Annotated in this window: 22 protein-coding genes and 1 riboswitch; of the genes, 11 read left to right on the forward strand and 11 right to left on the reverse strand. The window is 55.8% G+C overall.

Features of this window, described 5'->3' with window-relative positions:
* Window positions 1–45: 45 nt before the first annotated feature.
* Complete coding sequence (locus PGR10_RS03935) at window positions 46–1,023, reverse strand: nitronate monooxygenase (RefSeq protein WP_113373346.1); 978 nt, start codon at window positions 1,021–1,023, stop codon at window positions 46–48.
* A 162-nt stretch (window positions 1,024–1,185) separates the two neighbouring features.
* Here PGR10_RS03935 and PGR10_RS03940 point away from each other — a divergent pair, with 162 nt between their 5' ends.
* Complete coding sequence (locus PGR10_RS03940; protein WP_316423926.1) at window positions 1,186–2,070, forward strand: LysR family transcriptional regulator; 885 nt, start codon at window positions 1,186–1,188, stop codon at window positions 2,068–2,070.
* Window positions 2,071–2,117: 47 nt separating this feature from the next.
* Here PGR10_RS03940 and PGR10_RS03945 read toward each other — a convergent pair whose 3' ends face one another.
* The 6 genes from PGR10_RS03945 to PGR10_RS03970 form a co-directional block, all read right to left on the reverse strand.
* Window positions 2,118–2,666, reverse strand: a complete 549-nt coding sequence (locus tag PGR10_RS03945; RefSeq protein WP_430923110.1) for an RNA polymerase sigma factor — start codon at window positions 2,664–2,666, stop codon at window positions 2,118–2,120.
* A 17-nt stretch (window positions 2,667–2,683) separates the two neighbouring features.
* The gene (locus tag PGR10_RS03950) at window positions 2,684–3,106 is read right to left on the reverse strand and encodes a hypothetical protein (RefSeq protein ID WP_430922995.1); all 423 of its coding nucleotides are present in this window, start codon (window positions 3,104–3,106) and stop codon (window positions 2,684–2,686) included.
* 109 nt (window positions 3,107–3,215) lie between these two features.
* Window positions 3,216–4,169 carry a hypothetical protein gene (locus PGR10_RS03955; protein WP_430922996.1) on the reverse strand — a complete coding sequence of 318 codons (954 nt, stop codon included), beginning with the start codon at window positions 4,167–4,169 and terminating at the stop codon, window positions 3,216–3,218.
* Window positions 4,170–4,235: 66 nt separating this feature from the next.
* Window positions 4,236–5,342 carry a DUF4056 domain-containing protein gene (locus tag PGR10_RS03960; RefSeq protein ID WP_045366070.1) on the reverse strand — a complete coding sequence of 369 codons (1,107 nt, stop codon included), beginning with the start codon at window positions 5,340–5,342 and terminating at the stop codon, window positions 4,236–4,238.
* 66 nt (window positions 5,343–5,408) lie between these two features.
* Window positions 5,409–6,362 carry a hypothetical protein gene (locus PGR10_RS03965; RefSeq protein ID WP_221694444.1) on the reverse strand — a complete coding sequence of 318 codons (954 nt, stop codon included), beginning with the start codon at window positions 6,360–6,362 and terminating at the stop codon, window positions 5,409–5,411.
* Window positions 6,363–6,376: 14 nt separating this feature from the next.
* On the reverse strand, window positions 6,377–7,501 hold the full coding sequence (locus tag PGR10_RS03970; protein ID WP_430922997.1) for a BamA/TamA family outer membrane protein: 1,125 nt from the start codon (window positions 7,499–7,501) through the stop codon (window positions 6,377–6,379).
* A 257-nt stretch (window positions 7,502–7,758) separates the two neighbouring features.
* Window positions 7,759–7,862, forward strand: a riboswitch (TPP riboswitch).
* A gap of 66 nt (window positions 7,863–7,928) precedes the next feature.
* Between PGR10_RS03970 and PGR10_RS03975 the strand changes: the two genes are divergently transcribed.
* From PGR10_RS03975 to PGR10_RS04000, 6 genes are all read left to right on the forward strand, one after another.
* On the forward strand, window positions 7,929–8,624 hold the full coding sequence (locus PGR10_RS03975; RefSeq protein WP_087860820.1) for a TenA family protein: 696 nt from the start codon (window positions 7,929–7,931) through the stop codon (window positions 8,622–8,624).
* Window positions 8,621–9,346, forward strand: a complete 726-nt coding sequence (locus tag PGR10_RS03980) for an ABC transporter ATP-binding protein (RefSeq protein WP_162750143.1) — start codon at window positions 8,621–8,623, stop codon at window positions 9,344–9,346. Before PGR10_RS03975 ends, PGR10_RS03980 begins: the two co-directional genes overlap by 4 nt.
* Window positions 9,343–10,083: an ABC transporter permease gene (locus PGR10_RS03985; protein ID WP_308959049.1), complete on the forward strand. Its 741-nt coding sequence runs from the start codon at window positions 9,343–9,345 to the stop codon at window positions 10,081–10,083. Before PGR10_RS03980 ends, PGR10_RS03985 begins: the two co-directional genes overlap by 4 nt.
* Before the next feature lie 27 nt (window positions 10,084–10,110).
* A complete protein-coding gene (locus PGR10_RS03990) occupies window positions 10,111–11,040 on the forward strand; it encodes an ABC transporter substrate-binding protein (RefSeq protein WP_230249658.1) in 930 nt (309 codons plus the stop codon).
* 307 nt (window positions 11,041–11,347) lie between these two features.
* Entirely contained in the window at window positions 11,348–12,733 is a 1,386-nt protein-coding gene (locus PGR10_RS03995) for a diaminobutyrate--2-oxoglutarate transaminase (RefSeq protein ID WP_015366536.1), read from the forward strand.
* 9 nt (window positions 12,734–12,742) lie between these two features.
* Window positions 12,743–14,224 carry a pyridoxal phosphate-dependent decarboxylase family protein gene (locus PGR10_RS04000; protein ID WP_430922998.1) on the forward strand — a complete coding sequence of 494 codons (1,482 nt, stop codon included), beginning with the start codon at window positions 12,743–12,745 and terminating at the stop codon, window positions 14,222–14,224.
* Between the two features lie 67 nt (window positions 14,225–14,291).
* Here the strand turns inward: PGR10_RS04000 and PGR10_RS04005 are convergent, their stop codons facing one another.
* The 4 genes from PGR10_RS04005 to PGR10_RS04020 all read right to left on the reverse strand — a co-directional run bounded on the left by PGR10_RS04005 (window position 14,292) and on the right by PGR10_RS04020 (window position 18,739).
* Window positions 14,292–15,482: a cytochrome c biogenesis protein/redoxin gene (locus PGR10_RS04005; protein WP_430922999.1), complete on the reverse strand. Its 1,191-nt coding sequence runs from the start codon at window positions 15,480–15,482 to the stop codon at window positions 14,292–14,294.
* 88 nt (window positions 15,483–15,570) lie between these two features.
* Complete coding sequence (locus tag PGR10_RS04010) at window positions 15,571–16,923, reverse strand: ATP-binding protein (protein ID WP_430923000.1); 1,353 nt, start codon at window positions 16,921–16,923, stop codon at window positions 15,571–15,573.
* The gene (locus tag PGR10_RS04015; RefSeq protein ID WP_430923001.1) at window positions 16,923–17,660 is read right to left on the reverse strand and encodes a response regulator; all 738 of its coding nucleotides are present in this window, start codon (window positions 17,658–17,660) and stop codon (window positions 16,923–16,925) included. The genes PGR10_RS04010 and PGR10_RS04015 overlap by 1 nt, the downstream gene beginning before the upstream one ends.
* Window positions 17,661–17,746: 86 nt before the next feature.
* On the reverse strand, window positions 17,747–18,739 hold the full coding sequence (locus PGR10_RS04020) for an alpha/beta fold hydrolase (protein ID WP_430923003.1): 993 nt from the start codon (window positions 18,737–18,739) through the stop codon (window positions 17,747–17,749).
* A 247-nt stretch (window positions 18,740–18,986) separates the two neighbouring features.
* Here PGR10_RS04020 and PGR10_RS04025 point away from each other — a divergent pair, with 247 nt between their 5' ends.
* The 4 genes from PGR10_RS04025 to pqqC all read left to right on the forward strand — a co-directional run bounded on the left by PGR10_RS04025 (window position 18,987) and on the right by pqqC (window position 21,946).
* Window positions 18,987–20,006 carry a dipeptidase gene (locus tag PGR10_RS04025; RefSeq protein WP_430923004.1) on the forward strand — a complete coding sequence of 340 codons (1,020 nt, stop codon included), beginning with the start codon at window positions 18,987–18,989 and terminating at the stop codon, window positions 20,004–20,006.
* Window positions 20,007–20,144: 138 nt separating this feature from the next.
* A complete protein-coding gene (pqqA, locus tag PGR10_RS04030; protein WP_002905689.1) occupies window positions 20,145–20,216 on the forward strand; it encodes a pyrroloquinoline quinone precursor peptide PqqA in 72 nt (23 codons plus the stop codon).
* 54 nt (window positions 20,217–20,270) lie between these two features.
* Window positions 20,271–21,188, forward strand: coding sequence for a pyrroloquinoline quinone biosynthesis protein PqqB (pqqB, locus tag PGR10_RS04035; RefSeq protein WP_113373334.1), 918 nt, complete (start codon window positions 20,271–20,273; stop codon window positions 21,186–21,188).
* A 2-nt stretch (window positions 21,189–21,190) separates the two neighbouring features.
* Window positions 21,191–21,946: a pyrroloquinoline-quinone synthase PqqC gene (gene pqqC / locus PGR10_RS04040; protein WP_045394234.1), complete on the forward strand. Its 756-nt coding sequence runs from the start codon at window positions 21,191–21,193 to the stop codon at window positions 21,944–21,946.
* Window positions 21,947–21,948: the final 2 nt, after the last annotated feature.

The raw sequence follows: 21,948 nt of genomic DNA on the forward strand, positions 1-21,948 counted from the left end.
AAACGGGGAGTTTCTGTTTTCCGCATGAGAGCACGGGAAGGCAGATTAAACCGTCAGTTCCTCCACCACTTCCGCTACGCTCTTAATCCTCTGAATACTGCCGATGCCGGTTCCCAGTGAAATGTAGCCTTCGTCAGTGTTGCCCTCCAGCATACCAATTCGCAGGCCCCGCAGGCCGCCCATTTCCGCGGCTATGGTTTCATTACTGGCGCCGGATTTATCTAACGCCACCAGCCTGGCGGCTAATTTACCCGGCAGCGAACGATAGTAATCTGGCAATGTGCGAAATAGCTGCAAGTCCAGACCGTTAGCTTGCACGATCATCTCTTTCACCGATGGCGGCACGCGGCTCTCGGTGGTGCTGATAAACACGGAGCCGGCAAATACCCCCTGCGCGCCCAGCGCGTGGGCGGCCCTGGCGGTGCGCCGGTCGGTAATCCCGCCAGCCGCCAGCACCGGCACACGCTTCACCGCATCAACAATCAATGGCACGATTGAAAACGTCCCTAGCGCCGTTCCCGGAAGCGTTCCGCCTTCGTCGAAGCCGGTGGCGACAATAACATCAGCGCCCATCTCTTCGGCCTCGCGGCTGTTTTCCGGTGTTGGGTTAATATCACGATAAATAATGCTGATCCCGGCCTGCTTAAGCGTGGCAAACAGCGAGGGAATGATAGCTCCTTGACCATAGCCGGTATAAACCACCGCTTTAACCCCCTCTTCTTTTACTACTTCTACAATCGGCGGCGTCCAGATATCGTTTTCAACCGTCGGAATGAGATTGACGGCAAAAGGTTTCTCGGTGAGTAATTTCGTTTTACGGATCTCTTCACGCATCTTTTCTGCCGTCTCCTGCGGCGTCGTGACGGCGGTTTGCGCGGTTAAACCCGCATTCGGCCCTAATACGCCAAGCCCGCCGGCATTACTGACTGCGGCGACTAACCGGGCGTCGGTTAGCCAGGATAGCGGCCCCTGAATGACAGGTTTTTCAATACCGAGAATATGGCTAACAGAATGGTTTTGCATGATGCGGCTTCCTTAGTGTGTTTTCTGGCGCTTAGCGCTGGGATGACGCCACTGTAGGCCGCTTTATTGTTGGGAAAAATAGTAAAAGTTATCCTTCACTGTTATTAAATAAGTAATAATCAAAGTGAAATACGATGTTGTCATCGGAGCACATTGGCACAAATGAACTTAAATCTGTTTGAATCTATTAAGATTTTTATCGAGATTATCGAGTCTGGCAGCTTTACGCGCGCCGCCGAGAATCTGCAGATCCATCGCCCGGCGGTCACGAAAGCGCTACAGCAGCTTGAGCAGCACTGCGGCGTTCGGCTTCTGCAGCGTACCACCCGACAGATCCACCTCACCCCTGATGGCGAGGCGTTTTATCGTCGTAGTAAACCTCTGCTGGCGCAGGCCGATGATCTTATGGAGTCTTTCGCCCCGCAGCGTCCGCTACGTGGTCAACTGCGCATAGATATGCCTATCGCTCTGGCGAAGTTAGTGGTCGTGCCGAATCTCCCCGCCTTTTATCAGCAACATCCGGAGATTGAAATTGTGCTGAGCAGCTCCGACCGGCGGCGGGATATGCTTCGCGAGGGCCTCGATTGCGTCCTGCGCATTGGCGAGCTTGAAGACGGTGACTATATCGCACGTCATCTCGGTACCGTCGGTATGAAAACCTGCGCCAGCCCGGCCTATCTGGCGAAATACGGCGTTCCCGCAACCCTTGACGACCTGCGGCATCATCAGGCGATCAACTGGCTGAATAACAGTAATCATCAGACCATGCGCTGGGTGTTTCAAACTGACGCCGGGCAGCAGGACATTTCGCTAGCGGGTAAACTGGTGGTCGATAATTCAGAGACTTACATCGCCGCTGGCCTTGCTGGACTCGGCATTATGCAGGGTTTGGATCTTTTCCTTCAACCCTGGTTGAAAAGCGGCGAGCTGGTTGAAGTCCTGCCAAATAATCCGGTACCCTCCAGGAAGTTATCGCTTATTTATCCCCATCGTCATGTATCGCGCAAGGTGCGCGTCTTCGCCGAGTGGCTAGCGACAATGTTATAGGAGTACGGATAAAATAAAGCCCGGCGCTATCTGCCGCCGGGCATGAATTAAGGTGCGGTAAGTTCATCGTAGAGCGTTCGCAAACGGCTGCGCAGAAACAGCACCGCTTTGTGTTTACGCGACAGCCACGCCTGCTCGCTAGCGCCGCTCTCTGCCGCCAGCTCCCTGTAGCTATAGCCCTGCAGCTCGGTTTTCTCGAAGGCTTCACGCTGCAGCGGCGGCAGCTCCGCCAGCGCCTCGGTTAAAGCCTCCCACAGCAGTTCTTTAAGGTATGCTTCCTCCGGCGTCTGCGCGACGCCAAACAGCGTTTCCGCCAGCTCATCCTCGGCAAAGCCGCCATCGCCATCTTCATCGATGTCAAACGCTAATGGCAGCTCGCGCTTCTTGCGCGACCGGTCGGTCATTTCGTTACGCGCCGCCCGGAATAACCATGCCGCGACGTTCTCCACCGGTTGCTCGACCTTCATCAATTGCAGGGTGACCTCCTGCAAAATATCATCGGCATCGTCACGCACGGCGGTTCTACCGCGAATAAACGCGCTTAGTCGCGCACGGCAGGCGGCAAGCGCGGACAGCAGCCGTAATTCCCCCGCCATCGCGTTTTTCACCTCGTTCACTCGGCATCCGGCGTCTTCGCCGAGGTGTTATCGTTAGTCGGTTGCCCGCCGCGACGTTCATGCCAACCGCAGCGGCCGTGATGTCCGTGGCGGCCAAAACGTTGAGCAAACTCCTCTCGCTGCTCCGGGGTCATGGTCATCCAGCGTTCATGCATGCGTCGACGCGCCTGCGCCATACCAAACATACCGCGATGAAAACCTAAACCGCCAAACAAAATACGGCACAGCGCCAGCAACCCCAAAGCCTGCCAGAAACCGATGCTTTTCACCCCGAAGATAGCCGGCAGCAATGCGTTCCATAGCGACATCACGACCAGACTCAGTACCACAACAATCAGCGCGCCGATAATCAGCGGTCGCGCCAGTCTATGACGTCCAAAACCCTGGTGATGATGCCCGTGTCGTTCAAAATCTCTCATCGTCAATTACCTCATTAAAATGTATGTATCGAGGTAGACGAATCAGCGAAGAAAATATTGCCAACAAAATGAAAAAAAATAGCGCAACCACTGAAACGGGTAATATCACTCAGAAACTCATCGCTAAACCGAGGCCATACCCTTCGGTGTTATTACCGAACATATAGCGGGCCACCAGTCGGGTGCGGGTGATGAATACCGGATACTGGCTGCTGTCGAGCTCCAGGCCAATGCCGAGCGAACTCAGGCTATCAAAGCCGAGTTCACCGCGCTGGTCGCCAAGATAGATAGTATGAGCCCCTTCCAGCACATAGCGTACCGGGCTTTTCAGCAACATCCAGTCAGCTATCGGCGCGCGTCGACGAAGGTAGATACCCAGATTTTCGGCACTGGCCTGCCCCTGAACCGCTTCTGATGTGCTACCGAAGGTTTGCAAATTCATCGCGGAATAGCGCGCTTCTATGTCAATATCCTGCGTGTTGGAAAACAGTTCATAATCAAGCGTTAACGACCCGCCCAACCCATAAGCGTTCAGTCGCCCACCATCGAGGAAGCGAATATCGGCATCCGTTTTACGTTCGAGCGCCCAGCGACCGAGGCGCGCATCACTGGCCATGGTGCCCAGCATCATATTGAAGATAGGCCGTAGCACCAGTTTTCCGCCCCATCGGTCCTGATACAATGGAAAGTCCCGGCCGACGCCGCCAGTAGCGGTCAGACTGTTCCATTTGGTGGGAATGGTACGGCTCTGGGCACCATCGCTGACCACAAATTGCGGATCGTAGCGACTGTAACCGAGGGTGCCTTCCAGATAGAGCGGAAAATCCTCACTCAAGGTGGCGCCGCCGCCAAATTGCGTGAGGGTTAGTTCGTTTTTCTCATTCGCGCCGGAGCCAATATTCAGATCGCTGGCGGTAACGTCAGGTACCACGGTGTAACTCATTAAGGTGAGCACCGCGTCCGCGCGCTGCTTTAGCCGACTGCCGTCGAGGGCATAGCCAGCCTGGCTGACTAATAGCACCGCCAGCAGTAGCCAGGACGCGCGCGGAACGATAAATACCATGGTCTGATGCTACCTCAACGGGGGGATTCGTTTGATTGAGTATAGCCAGCAGCGTCCAAACGTTAGTTATTTTTCAATACGCTGCAGCTGAATGGCATCCGCCTGCTGCGCTTTATCAGCGAGCTCCTGGAACTGCTGCGGAGAATAAAAATTATGCGGCGCTGGCAGCGACTGCATATCCTGCCCCGGATGGATTTGCAGTTGACCCAGTTCCGCGAGCGTAAACCCGGCAACTTCCTTTGGCATCGTCAGGCGATACGGCGGCGTGCGTTCAAAAGGAACCGGCGTTGGCAGGCGATTTTCGCTGAGATCGTAATTCCGCTTCAGCACCAGAAATTTATCCGGCACTCGCCGTTTACTGTTCCACCAGTCGCCGTCGACTTCACGGAACATCCTCTCGGTCTCACTTTGCGGCGCGACCAGCAGTTTGACCAGCGCCTGTTTTAACGCCGCTTCCATCGCCCGGTTGTAGGCATCGACTGAACCCGCTTGCCCTTGCAAAATAACGTTAATCGCCAGACGCGCGCCAAGCAGATTGGAATAGAGGTCCTCCGGCGAAAAGGCGGAAATTTCTTCTGAAAAACCCGGAACCGACTGGAAACCATACCATTGGGCGATCTCATGCCATTGCGCAATTTCGAAGGCCAGATGGCCGGCAAGCCAGGCGGCAATCGTATATCGCTGCGGCATTGAAGCCGGCGGCGTAAAGGCATTTAACTGGACGCGGCGTACGCCCAGTTCCTCGCTATAAAAGATGCGTCCTGACTGTCCTAGCGTCGGGTAAATTCGGCTGAATAAATAAAAGGTGTAATCAGCGGTATCACGCACATGGGCAATATCAATAAAACCGCCGCGGCGGGTATAAATAAGACCATTGTGCTCATCGCTTAAGCCAACCAGATTTTTGACCGCGCCGAGCGCGCTATCGTTGTAATGATGTTCACCTAAGGTATCGAGCGTCAGCACATTACCAATCTGATAAACCGGGATCGGCACGCCAATGGCACGCACCCGCAGATCGAAACCGAAGGCGCAGCATGGGCGCAGCGATTCCGGCGGCGATAGTTCACCCACTACCGGGCTGACATGGTTAACGGGAATCGTCGGTAATACCGGGTCCTGGGCAAATACCGAAAAAGCAGCCGCCAATAACCACCACAAACTCTTACGCATCAAAAGCGTTCTCCATGACACAAAAACAGCGCGCATCATACTCGCCGATGGCTACACGCCGTTAAGTCAAAAACGGTATTCACCGGCGACAAAGAAACTATTGCGATCGTTAAAGCCAAATTCGGTCAGAACGTTGAAGTTACGCGTGATTTCGTACTGGGCGCCGATCAGCATATTCCATGGTGAAGTGAGTTTCTGTTTGACATCAAACTTGCCGTCGCCGTCTTTATTGACCGCGGCAATCAATGGCTGCAGCTGTGGCGGCATATGCAAATCGGCCAGGTTGCCTTTAAATTCCTGCTGCACATCCTGATACATACTGCCGACCCACACGCTGAGATGCGAAGGGCCGGAAATCCCCTGAAGGTTGAAGCGATAGCCAACGCGAGGTGACACTGTCACGGCAGAAATACTGCCGTCGAGAATATCGAAATCGGTGCGGGTGTAGTTTGTATCGACGAGGGCAAACCAGTTCTCATAGCCGCCAGCCAGCGTGAACCCGCCCCCCCAGGTGGTACCTTTGAAATCGAGAACAAAATCGATATTTTGCAACTCGCCACTTTGATTAAGGTTATGCACCGCGCCGGCGATGATGCGATCCAGACCGCGGTATTGCGTTGGGTCGGCATCGACCGACACATTCGACACCGACGAACCGCGGGTGTGGCCTAAAATCCCGTAGACATTAAGGAAGGGAAACACCCACATATCGAGACGAAGATTCTCGGTTTTGCTCTTCTCCCGCGTGTGCCCGGCATCAATGGCGAACATATCGCTGGGGATCGGATGGTTACCCAGCTTCAGTCCGGAAAAGGTGATGCTGTCGACCATAATATCCTGGCGCATATTCATATAGCTGAGATTGACGCCAAACGGCAGCGGGATGGAATAACCGCGGGCGCGGGCTTCGTCTCCCCAGATGGGAAAGTAGCTATCACTGTCGTCAATTTCCGCCGCACAGGCATTCCACACGGCGCCAGAGGTCAACAGCAGCGTCATGACGGTTATTTTCCATCTCATTTTTATTCGTACCTTTACAGTCCGGAACCCACGTTAAAATAGACCGCCTGTTCGTGTTCGCTAAATGCGACATCGACGCCGGTAAATAAACCATACTGACGGGCGACCAGATAACGAAACCCGGAGCCCCACGCCACTTCGGTTTGCTGCCACAGCGACCCCGCCTCATCGCTCGCGCTGCCGATACCGACAAAACCTTGCAGGATCCAGCGCGGCGCAAATTGCCAGGCCAGTTGCGTCTGGGCGACAGCGACATAATCGCCCTGATAGCGAAAACGCGAGATGCCGCGCAGTTCGATGTAAGGCCGGGCCATTGGCGTTAGATGCTTGTCATGATGAGTCAGCGACTGATAATTTGCCGCCAGCGCCAGGGTTAAGGTCGGCGCCAGCGGTAGAAAGTATTTACCATCCAGCGACAACTGATTGTAATGATAGTCGCCGCCGAGAAGAGCGCGGTAAAAACGGTACTCGCCCTGCAGTGATAACCCTTTCTTAGGGTAGAAAAAATTATCAGTGGTGTCATATTCCGCCACCACGCCCAAGGCCGAAGAGGTGCTGTTTTCCCCCAGCACCCGCTGCCACACCTTGTTGATCAGCTGATTGTCCGCGGTCACATCGGTGTGCGCATAGAATTGCGAGGCGCCAAGAAAAACCGGTGAATCCCCCACGCGGAATAACAGCTTTTGTAAACCGCCAAAGCCTTTGGTATGGGTTTGCACTGCCACATTTTTGTTAAACCCGGCAATGTCACCGGAGTAGATATCGAGATTCACATTGGCGTAACCCGCGCCAACCAGATAACGAATACTGTCGTGATTCCAGGTATGACGATGCGCGGCGCCGATGAACCAGGTCCCATTTTGCGTCCCACCACCGCCGAACCCGGTCAGCGCCGGTGGAATAAAACGATCGCCCTCGCGGGAGCCTTTACCATGCAGAAATAAACCAAACAGACCGCCGCCGTAGCCGATAGCCGGCTCGGTAATCATCACAGGTACCGGCAGAAAACCGTACGGGTTATCCTGCAGATACTGGCTCATATCGAGCATGCCGTCTTCAGGGTCGAATAATTGCGCTGCGATAGACGCGCCAGGCGCGAGGGCAAGCATCAGTAAAAGAGTAAGGCCTGCCAGCTTCATGCGGTCTCCAGCCCTGACGCATTCATAAGAGGATATTAATGTAATGTGCTAAAAATATATCGTAAGCCCTTGTTCTACGCCAACTTACCCTCTCCTTACTTTGCTTATTTTTGGATAAAAAAGCGTGGTTAATCACACAAATTGATAAATGTTATTTATCGATCCGTCCCCTCGCTCCTTAAAAGTGACGGCGTCACAGATATCGCCATTTTTTACCTTGCCGCCGTTGTAATCAAAAAGTGAATGACGTATAACATGTCGCAACCGAGGGGTGTCCCGTGAGGGCTGAGATGGCGTAAAAGCCGAACCCTTTGAACCTGATCTGGGTCATGCCAGCGAAGGGACGGGTCGGCATGTTCGCCAGTTTTCAGTTTTGCCTGTTCACACTTCTGCACGCCCGGATCTCCCCCTATTTTCAGGAGGTCCCATGATGATTCCCGCTTTTACCCAAGGTCTTTACGGCCGACTGCGCGAGCAGGCCGGTGGCGAATGGCAACGCTACGTGTCGCACCCTTTCCTCCAGCAATTAGCCGCGGGCACGCTACCGCAGGCAGCCTTTCGTCGTTATTTGACCCAGGATTATCTGTTCCTGATCCATTTCGCTCGCAGCTACGCCCTGCTGGTCAGCAAACTTCGCACATTACCAGAGATGCGCGCCGCCGCCGCCTCGATGAATGCCATCCTTGCTGAGCTACCGCTACATGTAGGCTATTGCGAGCAATGGGGATTAAATGAAGACGCTATGGCCCTGCAAAGCGAAGCGATGGAAACCGTCAACTACACCCGTTACGTTCTGGATATCGGTCACTCCGGCGACGCGTTGGATCTGCTGGCGGCGCTGCTGCCCTGCGTTGCGGGTTATGCGGAAATCGGGCTCGGTCTGTTGCACAACCCACAAACCAACTTGCACGATAATCCCTATGCTTCATGGATCCGCAACTACGGCGACGAGAGCTATCTACAGGGCGTCAATGCAGCGATCGGCCTGCTGGAAACGCTCTGGCAACAGCGCGGCGCGGAATCACGGTTCGCCGGGCTGAGCGACATATTTACTACCGCTACCCGGCTGGAGGGCAATTTCTGGCAAATGGGACTGAATGCCGCCGGGCAGGACAAGGCGTGATGGCGCCAGGTATTCACGTTCGCGATTTATGTCTGCGTTTTGGCTCGCGGGAGATCTTTCGCGATCTCTCTTTCGATATTGCCGCCGGGCAATGGGTGTCGCTGCTGGGGGCCAGCGGCGCGGGCAAAACCAGCCTGTTGCGTATTATCGCCGGGCTGGCGGCGCCAACCCGCGGAACCGTAATCGCCAGCGATGGCCTTCCCGTCACTACACGACTGGCGTGGATGGGGCAAAAAGATCTGCTCTATCCGTGGCTTAACGTGCGGGAAAATGTCGCCCTCGGCGCCAGGCTGCGCGGTGAGAAGGCCGATAACGCGCGGGTAAACGAGCTTCTTGAGCTGGTCGGGCTGGCCTCCTGCGCTGATGAACGCCCGGCCGCGCTGTCTGGCGGGATGCGCCAGCGCGCGGCGTTGGCGCGCACCCTTTATGAAGATCGCCCCATTGTGCTGATGGATGAACCGTTTTCCGCTCTCGATACGCTTACCCGCACACGCATTCAGACCCTGGCCGCGCGCTTACTGACCGGACGTACCGTGGTGCTCATCACTCATGACCCGATGGAAGCCTGCCGCCTCAGCCATCGTCTGCTGGTGCTTTCGCCGACGGGCAGGATTGATGATAGCCATCATTTAAGCGGAATCCCGCCTCGCGCCCCGGATGATCCCGCGCTGCTGGCAAGCCAGGCGCAGCTGCTGCAGCAATTGATGAGAGCGAACGGATGAGGGGCAAGTTACTGCGCGGAGCTGGGGTATTTTGCGGATTGTTGTTGCTCTGGCAACTGGCGAGCTACAGCGGCATTCCCGCTTTTTTGTTGCCTTCTCCGGCGGCGGTCGCTGAAGCGCTGTGGAATAACCGCAGCTATCTGGCCAGCCACACTCTGGTCACCCTAAGCGAAATTCTCAGCGGAATGGCGCTCGGCGTCGCGCTCGGTATGGTGCTGGCGCTCTGTATGACCATGTCGCCGCGATTACAACGCTGGTTGATGCCGCTGGTACTGACCAGCCAGGCCATTCCGGTATTCGCCCTCGCCCCGCTATTGGTACTGTGGTTTGGTTTTGGTATGAGCGCCAAGGTCATGATGGCGGTGCTGGTTATCTTCTTCCCCGTTACCTCGGCTTTCTTTGACGGTCTGCAACGGGTCAATCGCGACTATCTCGATCTGGCCCGCACCATGGGCGCCTCCTTTGGCGCTCAGTTGCGTCATGTTCGACTGATGGCGGCGCTACCCGCGCTAGGTTCCGGACTGCGGATGGCCGCCGCCGTCGCCCCCATTGGCGCGATTATCGGCGAATGGGTCGGCTCCGCCGAGGGGCTTGGCTACGTAATGCTGAATGCCAATGCTCGCCTGCAAACCGATATCTGCTTCGCCGCCTTGTTCATTTTAGTGCTGCTGACCATCGCGCTGTGGTTGGCGGTCGACGCCTTTTTGCACCGGCTGATCAATTGGTCGCCGGAATAACTTATCAAGAGATAATAAGGAAGAGATATGCGTATACCTCTGTTGGCCGGCCTCACTCTGCTGGTCTGCGGCCAGGCATCGGCAAATGAAAAGTTGACCCTGGTACTGGACTGGTACATCAACCCGGATCATGCGCCCATTATGGTGGCGGAACAGATTGGCGCCTTTCGGGATGCCGGGCTGGATGTCAACATCATCCCCCCTTCCGACCCGGCGCTCCCTCCGCGTCTGGTTGCCGCTCGCCAGGCGGATTTAGCGATAACCTATCAACCGCAGGTTCACTTCTTCGCCGATGAAGGACTGCCGCTGGTTCGCGTCGGGACGCTGATCCATTCGCCGCTGAATACCGTGATTGCGCTGGATCCGCGCATCAAATCTCCGGCCGATCTGCAAGGGAAAAAAGTGGGATACTCGGTGAGCGGTATTGAACAAGCGACGCTGGCCACCATGGCGCAGCACGCCAACATCGACCCTAACAGCATTAAACTGATCAACGTTAATTTCCAGCTCACCAGCGCTCTGCTGGCCGGCCAGGTCGATGCCGTTATCGGCGGTTATCGCAATATCGAAGCGCTGGAACTCAAACTTCAGGGCAAAAAACCGGTGGTTATGAACGTGGAAGACTATGGCGTGCCCGCTTACGACGAACTGGTGATCGTGGCAAACAAAGCCGAGGTCAACGCCCCTAAAATCAAAAAATTCCTCGACGCCTTACAGCAGGGAGTGAGTTATTTGCGCGCGCATCCGCAGCAAACCTGGCAGCGGTTTGCCAAAGCGCATCCGGAACTCAATACCGAACTGAACCAGCAGGCGTGGTTGCAGAGCGTGCCGCTGTTCGCCACCGATCCGGCAGCGTTAGATAAGCCGCGCTACGACGCGTATGAACAATTTTTATATAACAATAAGTTGGTGAAAAAAGTAACACCTTTAGCAAATTATGCGATCGAACTGCGTTGAGTAACCATAAAACTGACGGAAGTATTTCCGTCAGTCATTCAGCGAAGCGGTAATAAAAATATATAGACTTTCTCACTAATAATTACACTTTCCATGGTTTTAAAAACAATTGAAATTTAGCTTTTAAATCAGCCAATTATATTGACATTCCTGTATGTAATAATCGCGTCAAAATAGCGCCTTAAATTAAAGATTGAATGCGGATTTAAAAAGCCATATATTGTGCGCGCTTTATGAATGCCGATTCAATTTTCTAAACCTTTTTATTCAACCAGAGTTCAAACGTAACGCTGGTTGTGGGAGTGATATGATGACGGATAAAGTCCGTATTGATACTTTAAGTGCAGATTTATTGGACGCGAACAACGAAACCTTTTTGGCTCGTCAGGCTGAATTCGAATCGAATGTCAGGAGTTACCCTCGCAAGTTACCGCTCGCCATCACCAAAGCCGAAGGCGTTTGGCTGACCGATGCGGATAACAAACAGTACCTGGACTGCCTCGCCGGCGCCGGGACCCTCGCTCTGGGCCATAACCATCCTGAAGTACTGCAGAGCATCCAAAGTGTCATTACCAGCGGCTTGCCGTTACATACCCTCGATCTGACAACACCGTTAAAAGATCGCTTTTCTGAATACCTGCTCTCCTGCCTGCCAGGCGAAGGGAAAGAGTATTGCCTGCAGTTCACCGGACCTTCCGGCGCTGACGCCGTTGAAGCCGCGCTGAAGCTGGCGAAAAAATACACCGGCCGTACGGCGGTGATCAGCTTCTCCGGCGGTTATCACGGGATGACCCACGGCGCGCTGTCTGTGACCGGTAATCTGTCGCCAAAAGCCGCGGTCAACGGCATGATGCCGGAAGTCCAGTTTATGCCTTATCCGCACCTGTATCGTTGCCCGCTGGGCATCGGCGGCGAAGCGGGCGTGAAGGCATTGACCTATTACTTCGAAAACCTGATCAACGACGTGGAAAGCGGCGTTCGCAAACCTGCAGCGGTTATCCTTGAAGCCGTGCAGGGTGAAGGCGGCGTGAACCCGGCGCCGGTTGAGTGGCTGCAACGCATCCGCAAAGTCACCAAAGAGCACGGCATTCTGCTGATCATCGATGAAGTTCAGGCAGGCTTTGCCCGTACCGGTAAATTCTTCGCCTTCGAACACGCCGGCATCGAGCCGGACATCATCGTGATGTCGAAAGCCGTTGGCGGCGGTCTGCCAATGGCGGTTCTGGGCATTAAGAAAGAGTTCGATGCCTGGGAACCTGGCCATCATACCGGTACCTTCCGCGGCAACCAGCTGGCGATGGCCACCGGCCTGACCACCCTGCGCCATCTGCGTGATAACAAGATTGCCGACAAAGTCGCCGCCCAGGGCGAATGGCTGAAAGGCAAACTGGCGGAAATGCAAAAACGCTATCCGGTTATCGGTCACGTACGCGGTCTCGGTCTGATGATCGGTATCGAAATCGTGAAGCCGAACGAGGCGCAGGATCATATGGGCTGCTACCCGGCTGACGGCGAACTCTCCGCGCTGCTGCAGAAGAAATGCTTCGAAGCTGGCCTGATCCTGGAACGCGGTGGCCGTCACGGTTGCGTACTGCGTCTGCTGCCGTCCCTGCTGATTAGCGACGCGGAGCTGGAAGTGTTCCTCGATAAGTTTGAACAGGCCCTGCTGGCCGCCGGCGTAAAACCGGTCTGAGTGGAGTAAGTGACCGCAATGTCCAAATTGAATCCGATTCTGGCTGGGTCCGCGGCAAGCATTGACGCTTACCAGCAGGTCATTTCCCAGACCAGCCAGGCGGTTGCGCAGTGGCTGCAACAACCTGAAATGTATCAGGGGAAAAGCGTTGATGAACTCCGTGAGCGCATCACCCTTGATTTTAACGAACAGGGTCTGGGCAACCAGGCGGCGATTGAACGTGCGATCGAGTACTTCCTGAAAGACAGCCTGTCGGTGCACCATCCGCAGTGCGTGGCGCACCTGCACTGCCCAAGCCTGGTTATCAGCCAGGCGGCGGAAGTGCTGATCAACGCCACCAACCAGAGCATGGACTCCTGGGATCAGAGCCCTTCAGCCACCATCATTGAGATGAAGCTGATCGAATGGCTGCGCGCCCAGGTTGGTTATCCGGCTGGCGATGCCGGCGTCTTCACCAGCGGCGGTACCCAGAGTAACCTGATGGGCCTGATGCTGGCGCGCGACGCCTTCTTTGCCCGTCAGGGGCATTCCATCCAGCAGGATGGTATTCCGGGCGACATTCGTCAGTACAAAGTACTGTGCTCGGAAAACGCCCACTTCTCGGTGCAGAAGAACATGGCGCTGATGGGGCTTGGCTATCGCTCGGTCACGTTGGTGAAAACCGATGAATTCGCCCGTATGGACGTCACCGACCTGAAGGCGAAGATTGCGCAAGCGCAGGCCAACGGCGAGCAGATCATGGCCATCGTCGCCACCGCCGGTACCACCGACGCGGGCGCGATTGACCCGCTGCGTGATATTGCCGGTATCGCGGCGGAGCACCAGATCTGGCTGCACGTTGATGCCGCATGGGGCGGCGCGCTGCTGCTGTCCGAGCAGTATCGCGATTACCTCGACGGCCTGGAGTTAGTGGATTCCGTTACCCTGGACTTCCATAAGCAGTTCTTCCAGACCATTAGCTGCGGCGCCTTCCTGCTGAAAGATGCTCGCCACTACGAGCTGATGCGCTATCAGGCGGCCTATCTGAATTCCGAGTTTGATGAAGAACACGGCGTTCCGAACCTGGTCTCCAAATCGCTGCAGACCACCCGCCGCTTCGATGCGCTGAAGCTGTGGATGGGGCTTGAGGCACTGGGCAAGAAACAGTACGCTTCAATCATCGATCATGGCGTGACGATGGCGAAAAACGTCGCGGAATTCGTGAAGTCTCAGCCAACGCTGGAGCTGGTCATGCAGCCGCAGCTGGCAAGCGTGCTGTTCCGCTCACGTCCGGCGCAAATGGCTGGTAGTGATACCGCCGCGATCGCCCTGCTCAACCAGCGCGTGGGCGACGCCCTGCTGGAATCCGGCCGCGCCAACGTCGGCGTGACCGAGCATAACGGCGTAACCTGCCTGAAGCTGACGCTACTCAACCCGGTGGTAACGCTTGAGGATGTGAAGGTTCTGCTGAGCCTCGTTGAACGCACCGCCCAGGAGCTGCTGGCGAAATAAGACGCTGCCGATTAGCGAGTGTTCTCCAAAGCCGATAACTGTCGTTATCGGCTTTTTTATTTCCCTCTCACGTCCGCGCTTCGCGCAGCAGTTGTTGGATCACCTGCTCCTGACGGGCATAATCACCTTCGCCAAAGGCGGTATAACGCAGTTGTCCCTGCGCGTCGAAGAAATAATGCGCCGGCCAGTACTGATTACCAAACGCATTCCAGATGGCGTAGTTGTTATCTGCGACAACCGGATAGTTTAGCTGCCGCTGGCTGACCACTGCACGAAGCTGCGGCAACGACCGTTCCCACGGATATTCCGGCGTATGTACGCCAATCACCACCAGCCCCGCATCGCGATACTTATTGGCCCACGCCCGTACATAAGGCAGCGTATGCTGACAGTTGATGCAATCGCGGGTCCAAAAATCAATCAGCACCACCTTGCCCTTTAACGCCGCATTGGTAAGGGGTGGGCTATTAATCCATGCGGTACCGCCTTGCAATTCCGGCATAGCGCTGGTTGGCCGCGGCGCAACGATCGGCTCCAGCCGAACTCGTTGTTGATCCTGGGGCATAAACGCGCTGAGCCGCTGCTCCAGACGATGGGTTAAACCGCTGGCGCCCTGCAGATAACGATCGCTACCGCTGGCGATTAATGCCACTGCGGCCAACATTGCCACGCCAGCCAGTTGGCGTAACCGCCCACTTATCACCTGACCACCGCGCAAACGGGAAATCAGCCGCGCGCCGAACCACCCCAATAGCAGCAACATCAGCGCGCATCCGCTGGCATAGGAAAGCAGCAAGATGCCGGTAGTCACTGAATTTCCTTGCAACAACGCCAGGCTAAATATCGCCCCCAGCACCGGTCCCGCGCACGGCGCCCAAAGTAGTCCAATCGCCAGTCCGGCGAATACTGAAGCGAGCCCACTGCCATAACGATAGCTCTGTTGGTTAAGTTGATTACCCAGCGCCACCGCTGGCGATCCGAGCCAGCCTGCAACGCGTGATGACAGCAAACTGATGGCCACAACGACCAAAAAGCCCAGCGCCAGCCAACGCCCGACGATAGTCAGATTGACTAACCATCCCCCTGCCGCCGTGGCCAGCAGCGATACAGCGGTAAACATCAACCCCATACCGAACAACAACAGGATGAGTTGTCCCTTACGCCCGCTTACGCTGGCAAACACCAGCGGGATCACCGGTAAGGTGCAGGGGCTAAGCAGCGTCAACATACCGGCCAAAAATGCAATCACAACAGCCATGATCATTCTCCTTCGCAACGTTGCCGAAATGGCAACGTCAGCATTACAACAGGCGATTGTATGGCGGATATGTCCGTGAAACGGCGGTTTAGTATAGGGATTTATCTGCAGTTGGAATGGATACAGAAGGATACAAAGCGGCGGCATTGAGACGTACCCGCGCCTCAAGACCGCCCTGTTGAAGATTGTGCAGGGTCAAACTTCCCTGCATCTGCCCGGCGAGCTGGGCGGCGATTGCCAGCCCCAAACCGGTACCGCCGGTATCGCGATTACGTGACTGCTCGAGGCGATAGAACGGCTGCAGTACGGCGGTGAGCTCTTCTTCCGGGATGCCGGGGCCGTCATCAACAACGTGAATGATAACATCGCCATTCGGCGAATAACTCAGGCTGATTTCCACCTTTTCGGCGTATTTCAGCCCATTATCGATTAAATTACTAATGATTCGCCGCAGCGCCTGCGGCTGAAGCGCCATGACGTCCGCCCCTTTAGCGGCATGAAAACTGACCGCTTTATCGATGTCGGCATAATCACAGGCGATGCTATCCAGTAATGCATTGAGACTCATCCGCTGCGGCGCTTCTGCCAGCGGTTCGGCCGATCGTGCCAGCGCGATGCCTTCACGGACCAGCCGGGTCATGCTATCGAGATCCTGTAACAGCTTATCGCGGAGTGCCGGTTGCTCGGCCATCTCGACCCTTAGCTTCATACGGGTAATCGGCGTCTGCAAATCGTGGGAGACCGCCGCTAGGATCCGCGTGCGCTCCTGCAAATGGTCCTGTATTCGCTTTTGCATCGCGTTGAAGGCGCGCGCCGCGCGCTGCACCTCTTGTGGTCCCTTCTCGGCCAGCGGCCCTGCAGCCGGAGTAGCCGGTTGCAGCGTATCAATGGCGCGGGTAAAGCGGGTCATCGGCGCGACCACCTGGCGGACGGCGTACCAGGCGCAAAATAGCAGTAACAGAAACTGCGCGACCAGCACCAGCGGTAGCCAACGTGCGATGGCCGGCAGCTTTGGCCACAGGTCAATGCTGAGCGGCGCGCCGTCGCGCAGGGTGACGTGGGCCTGAATATGTTCGCGCGGTCCAGGGACGGCGATAATACTCACAGGATAGCGACCGCTCAGGGCTTCCTGTAACGAGCGTACCGCATCGCGGGTACGCCAGCTGGTGGGATAATCGCCAGTTTGTCCGGCAGAAAGCTGATAGCGGTAGTTACCGCGCGCCAGACGCGGCAACCAATGCGGCCGTTCTTGCGCAGGAAGACGATCAAGGATAGCCACGCTGGTGGCGACATCGTATTCAAGGTTGCCCAGCATGACGCTACGGGCGCTGCTCATGCGCTCGTAGAGCAGAAGCGATAGCGTCAGGGCATTCGCGAGCAGCAGAGCGAGGAAAATCATTATCATTAAGCGCGACTGCAATGACGCCGGCCACACTTTCATTATCGTGCCTCGCGGATCGTCACCGGCACTGACAGCACATAACCCTCGCTGCGCACGGTTTTGATATAAGCGGGTTCACGCGCGTCCTCTCGCAGGCGCTGACGCAGACGGCTCACCAACAGATCGATAGACCGTTCAAACAGTTCGGCATCACGCCCCTGGGTAAGATTCAACAACTGATCGCGGTTGAGCACCCGTTGAGGATGATCAAGAAACACCCGCAGCAGGCGATATTCCGCCCCGCTTAGCGCCACAATTGTGCCACTCTCGTCCAATAGATGCCGCGCCGAGGTATCCAGCAGCCAGTCGCCAAAGGCGATAAGCCTGCCGGCTTCGCTGATTTGTAAATTGGGGGGAAGCGCGCGGGCGCGGCGTAAGATGGCTTTGATCCGCGCCAGTAGCTCCCGCGCCACGAAGGGTTTCACCAGATAATCGTCGGCCCCCATCTCGAGACCAAGTATACGGTCGCTATCTTCGCTACGCGCGGTCAACATCAGCACCGGGATATCCTGTTGGTCATCATTGCGCAACTGGCGACAAAGGGTTAAACCATCGTCGCCGGGCAGCATGATATCGAGGACAATCAGATCGATTTGATGGTTTTTAAGTACAGACCACATCGCTTTGCCATTCGCTGCACCGCTGGCGCGATAGCCCGATTTCTCCAGATAACCCACGATCAGTTCGCGGATATCGCGATCGTCATCGACAACCAGGATGTGGTCAATACGTTCCAAAGGCGTCTCCTGCGGAAAAATAAGCTCATGAAAAGCATATGCGGCTTCTCCGTAAGCGCAACTCTGCGCTTGCGGCGCGGTGAGGCTTATAAGCGATCGGCGTCAATAACCGCCTGAACAAATTCCGCTGGCACCTCCTGCGGCGGGTTATGTCCCACTGCGCCTTTGAAATCCCGATGCTCATATTTACCGGTGAATTTCGCCCGATAGCTATCCGGCGCCGGATGCGGCGCGCCATTGTTTTCCCCTTCGATGGTAATCGTGGGTACGATAATCGCCGGCAGTTTCGCGAGTCGCTGTTCGTAGGCCGCATATTTCGCTTCACCCTGCTCCAACCCCAGGCGCCAGCGGTAGTTGCTGATGGTGACGGCAACGTGATCCGGGTTATCCAGCGCTTTCGCGCTATTGGCGAACGTGGCATCCGTGAATGTCCACCGCGGCGAAGCCTGATGCCAGATAAATTTGGCAAAGTCATGGGTATTTTGCCGGTAGCCCGCCTCGCCGCGCGGGGTGGCAAAGTAGAATTGATACCACCACGACAGTTCCGCCTGAGGCGGTAACGGCTTCTCGCCAATTTGCTGGCTGCTAATCAGATACCCGCTCACCGATACCAGCGACTTAACCCGCTGCGGCCAGAGTGCCGCGACGATATCCGCTGTACGCGCGCCCCAGTCAAAGCCGGCGAAATCCGCTTGCTTAATATTTAGCGCATCCATCAGATGCACAATATCCGCCGCCATCGCCGATGGCTGACCGTTACGCGGCGTTTTTTCCGACAGGAATCGGGTGGAGCCGTAGCCGCGCAGATACGGCACGATGACCCGGTAACCCTTCTGCGCCAGCGCCGGGGCCACCTGCACGTAGCTTTGAATATCGTACGGCCAGCCGTGCAGCAAAATTATCGCCTGGCCATCGCGTGGCCCCATATCGACATAACCGATATTCAAATCGCCGGCGTTGATTTGTTGCACCTTGTCGAAAGCGCCTGCGTCTTCAGCAGCGCACACGCTGGCAGACCATAGCGTGGAGAGACACAGCGCCGCCGCGCTGACATGACGGATTGCGGATAATCTGTTCATCCTCATTTCACCTTTTATCTGGAAGTGTTAAGCAAGTACGTGAACAGTTAATCAGGCCTGTGTATCCAGCATGTGTGGGATTTATCGTGTTTTTGCATCGCCATGTATGTGGATTGCCGATTGATACAGTGTGATACAAACGCCAGATTTGGCGATTGTTGCTAAGTTGTGAATTTCCGCTTGCCGCAGCGAACAAATCAGTTACCGTGTCAGGCATTTCCAGTACAACCAGCAGATGGAGCGCGCTATGGCGATTTTTGATGGTCACAATGACCTGCTGCTCAATTTATGGCTTCACCATCGCGAGGATCCTGCAACCGCTTTCTTTGCCGGGATTGAGAACGGTCATCTCGACTATCCGCGCATGCAGCGAGGCGGATTTGCCGGCGGGCTATTCGCACTATTCGTGCCACCGCAGGAATATATTGCCCGTATGGCGCCGCAACACGCCAACCAACGGTGGGATCCGATCGCTATCCTCTGGCAGCAACTGGCCATTCTGAAGCAACTTGTCGCGCAGTCCGCTGGACGCGTGAGATTGTGTCTGAGCGCGGCGGATATCGAACGCTGCCGCCAGGATAATGTACTGGCGATGGTGGCGCATATTGAGGGCGCCGGGGGTTTTGATGGCGAGGGCCGCGACCTGCAGGCCTTTTATGCCGCCGGGGTACGCAGCATTGGTCCGTTCTGGAATATTGCAAACCGCTTCGGCAGCGGCGTTAACGGTTCGTTTCCCGGTAGCCCGGACACTGGACCTGGACTCACAGCGGCAGGTATCTTTCTGATTAAGCAGGCCAATGCCTTGAAGATGCAGATTGACGTGTCTCATATGAATGAAAAAGCGTTCTGGGATACCGCCCATCACTCGACGTCTCCGCTGGTCGCCACCCACTCTAATGCCCATGCGCTATGCCCGCAGCCGCGTAATCTTACCGATGAACAACTGCTGGCGATTCGCGACAGCGGCGGCGTGGTCGGCGTCAATTTTGGCAACGCCTTCCTGCGCGCCGACGGCAAACGCGACAGCGATACTCCATTACGTACCATCGTTCACCATATCGACTATCTTATTAACATCATGGGCGTCGATCACGTGGCGCTGGGTTCCGATTTTGACGGCATTACGCTACCGGACGAATTGGGCGACGTCAGCGGTTTACCACGGCTAATCAACGCATTGCGCGATAGCGGTTATGAACAATTGGTGCTGGATAAACTGCTGTGGGGTAACTGGCAAAGCGTATTAAAAAATGTTTGGCAACAATAGGTTATATTGTAAACATAAGGTTAAATACTTACATGTTGCCGGTTGACCTTTATCCCCCTGAGGGGCAATATTTGATTGCCATCACAAAACCGACACAACCGACGATGTTGATGTCGCATTTTTATAGAGGAAAAAACAATGTGGAAGAAACCTGCTTTTATTGATTTACGTCTGGGTCTGGAAGTTACGCTGTACATTTCCAACCGCTAATCGCTCCGCCCGCCGTCCGTGCGGGCATTTTGTTTTTTTATCTGGTCCGTCTTCATGTTTATAAAAGTCCTCGGTTCCGCCGCTGGCGGAGGCTTTCCCCAGTGGAATTGTAACTGCGCCAACTGTCAGGGTCTGCGCAATGGCACGATTCAGGCCACCGCCCGTACTCAATCTTCCATTATCGTGAGTGATAACGGTAAAGAGTGGGTGCTGTGTAACGCCTCTCCCGATATCAGCCAGCAGATTGCCCATACGCCAGAGTTAAATAAACAAGGCGTTCTGCGCGGCACGCATATTGGCGGCATTATCCTTACCGATAGCCAGATTGACCATACTACTGGACTACTGAGCCTGCGCGAAGGCTGCCCCCATCAGGTCTGGTGCACGCCGGAGGTACATGAGGATCTCAGCACGGGTTTTCCCATTTTTACCATGTTACGGCACTGGAACGGCGGCCTGATTCACCATCCTGTGACCCCGTTGAATCGCTTTACCGTTGACGCCTGTCCCGACCTGCAGTTTACCGCCGTCCCCATCGCCAGCAATGCGCCGCCCTACTCGCCGTTTCGCGATAGGCCGCTGCCGGGCCATAACGTGGCGCTGTTTATCGAAAATCGCCGTAACGGCCAGACGCTGTTCTATGCGCCGGGGCTTGGCGAACCGGACGAAGCGCTCCTGCCGTGGCTGAAAAAAGCGGACTGCCTGCTGATTGACGGCACCGTCTGGCAGGATGACGAACTGCAGGCTGCCGGCGTCGGGCGCAATACCGGTCGTGATATGGGCCACCTGGCGCTTGGCGATGAACACGGAATGATGGCGCTGCTGGCCTCACTCCCGGCAAAGCGCAAAATTCTGATTCATATCAATAACACTAATCCGATCCTTAACGAGCAATCGCCGCAGCGCAAGGCCCTGACGCAACAGGGAATTGAGGTGAGCTGGGACGGGATGCCTATCACGCTTCAGGACTAACTATGCAGATACGCGAAACCCTATCACCACAGGCGTTTGAACAAGCGCTACGGGAAAAAGGCGCCTACTACCATATCCATCATCCGTACCATATTGCGATGCATAACGGCGAGGCCAGCCGCGAACAAATCCAGGGCTGGGTGGCGAACCGTTTTTACTACCAGACCAATATCCCGCTAAAAGACGCGGCGATTATGGCGAACTGCCCCGATCCACACACCCGCCGCAAATGGGTACAGCGGATCCTCGACCACGATGGCAGTCACGGCCAGGAAGGCGGTATTGAAGCCTGGCTGCAGTTGGGTGAAGCCGTGGGGCTAAGCCGCGATGAGTTACTCAGCGAGCGCCACGTGCTGCCCGGCGTGCGTTTTGCCGTCGACGCCTACGTCAATTTTGCCCGCCGGGCCAACTGGCAGGAGGCGGCATGCAGTTCACTGACCGAACTGTTTGCCCCGCAAATCCATCAGTCGCGCCTCGATAGTTGGCCGCAGCACTATCCATGGATCAAAGAAGAAGGCTATTTCTACTTCCGCAGCCGCTTAAGCCAGGCCAATCGCGACGTTGAACATGGGCTGGAACTGGCGAAGATCTACTGCGATAGCGCGGAAAAGCAGAACCGGATGCTGGAGATCCTGCAATTTAAGCTCGACATTCTGTGGTCGATGCTGGATGCCATGACCATGGCTTACGCGTTGCAGCGCCCTCCCTATCATACGGTCACCGACAAGGCGGCCTGGCACACAACCCGACTGGTATAACT

Source organism: Klebsiella sp. 141198 (assembly GCF_050600785.1).
Lineage (GTDB): Bacteria > Pseudomonadota > Gammaproteobacteria > Enterobacterales > Enterobacteriaceae > Klebsiella > Klebsiella aerogenes.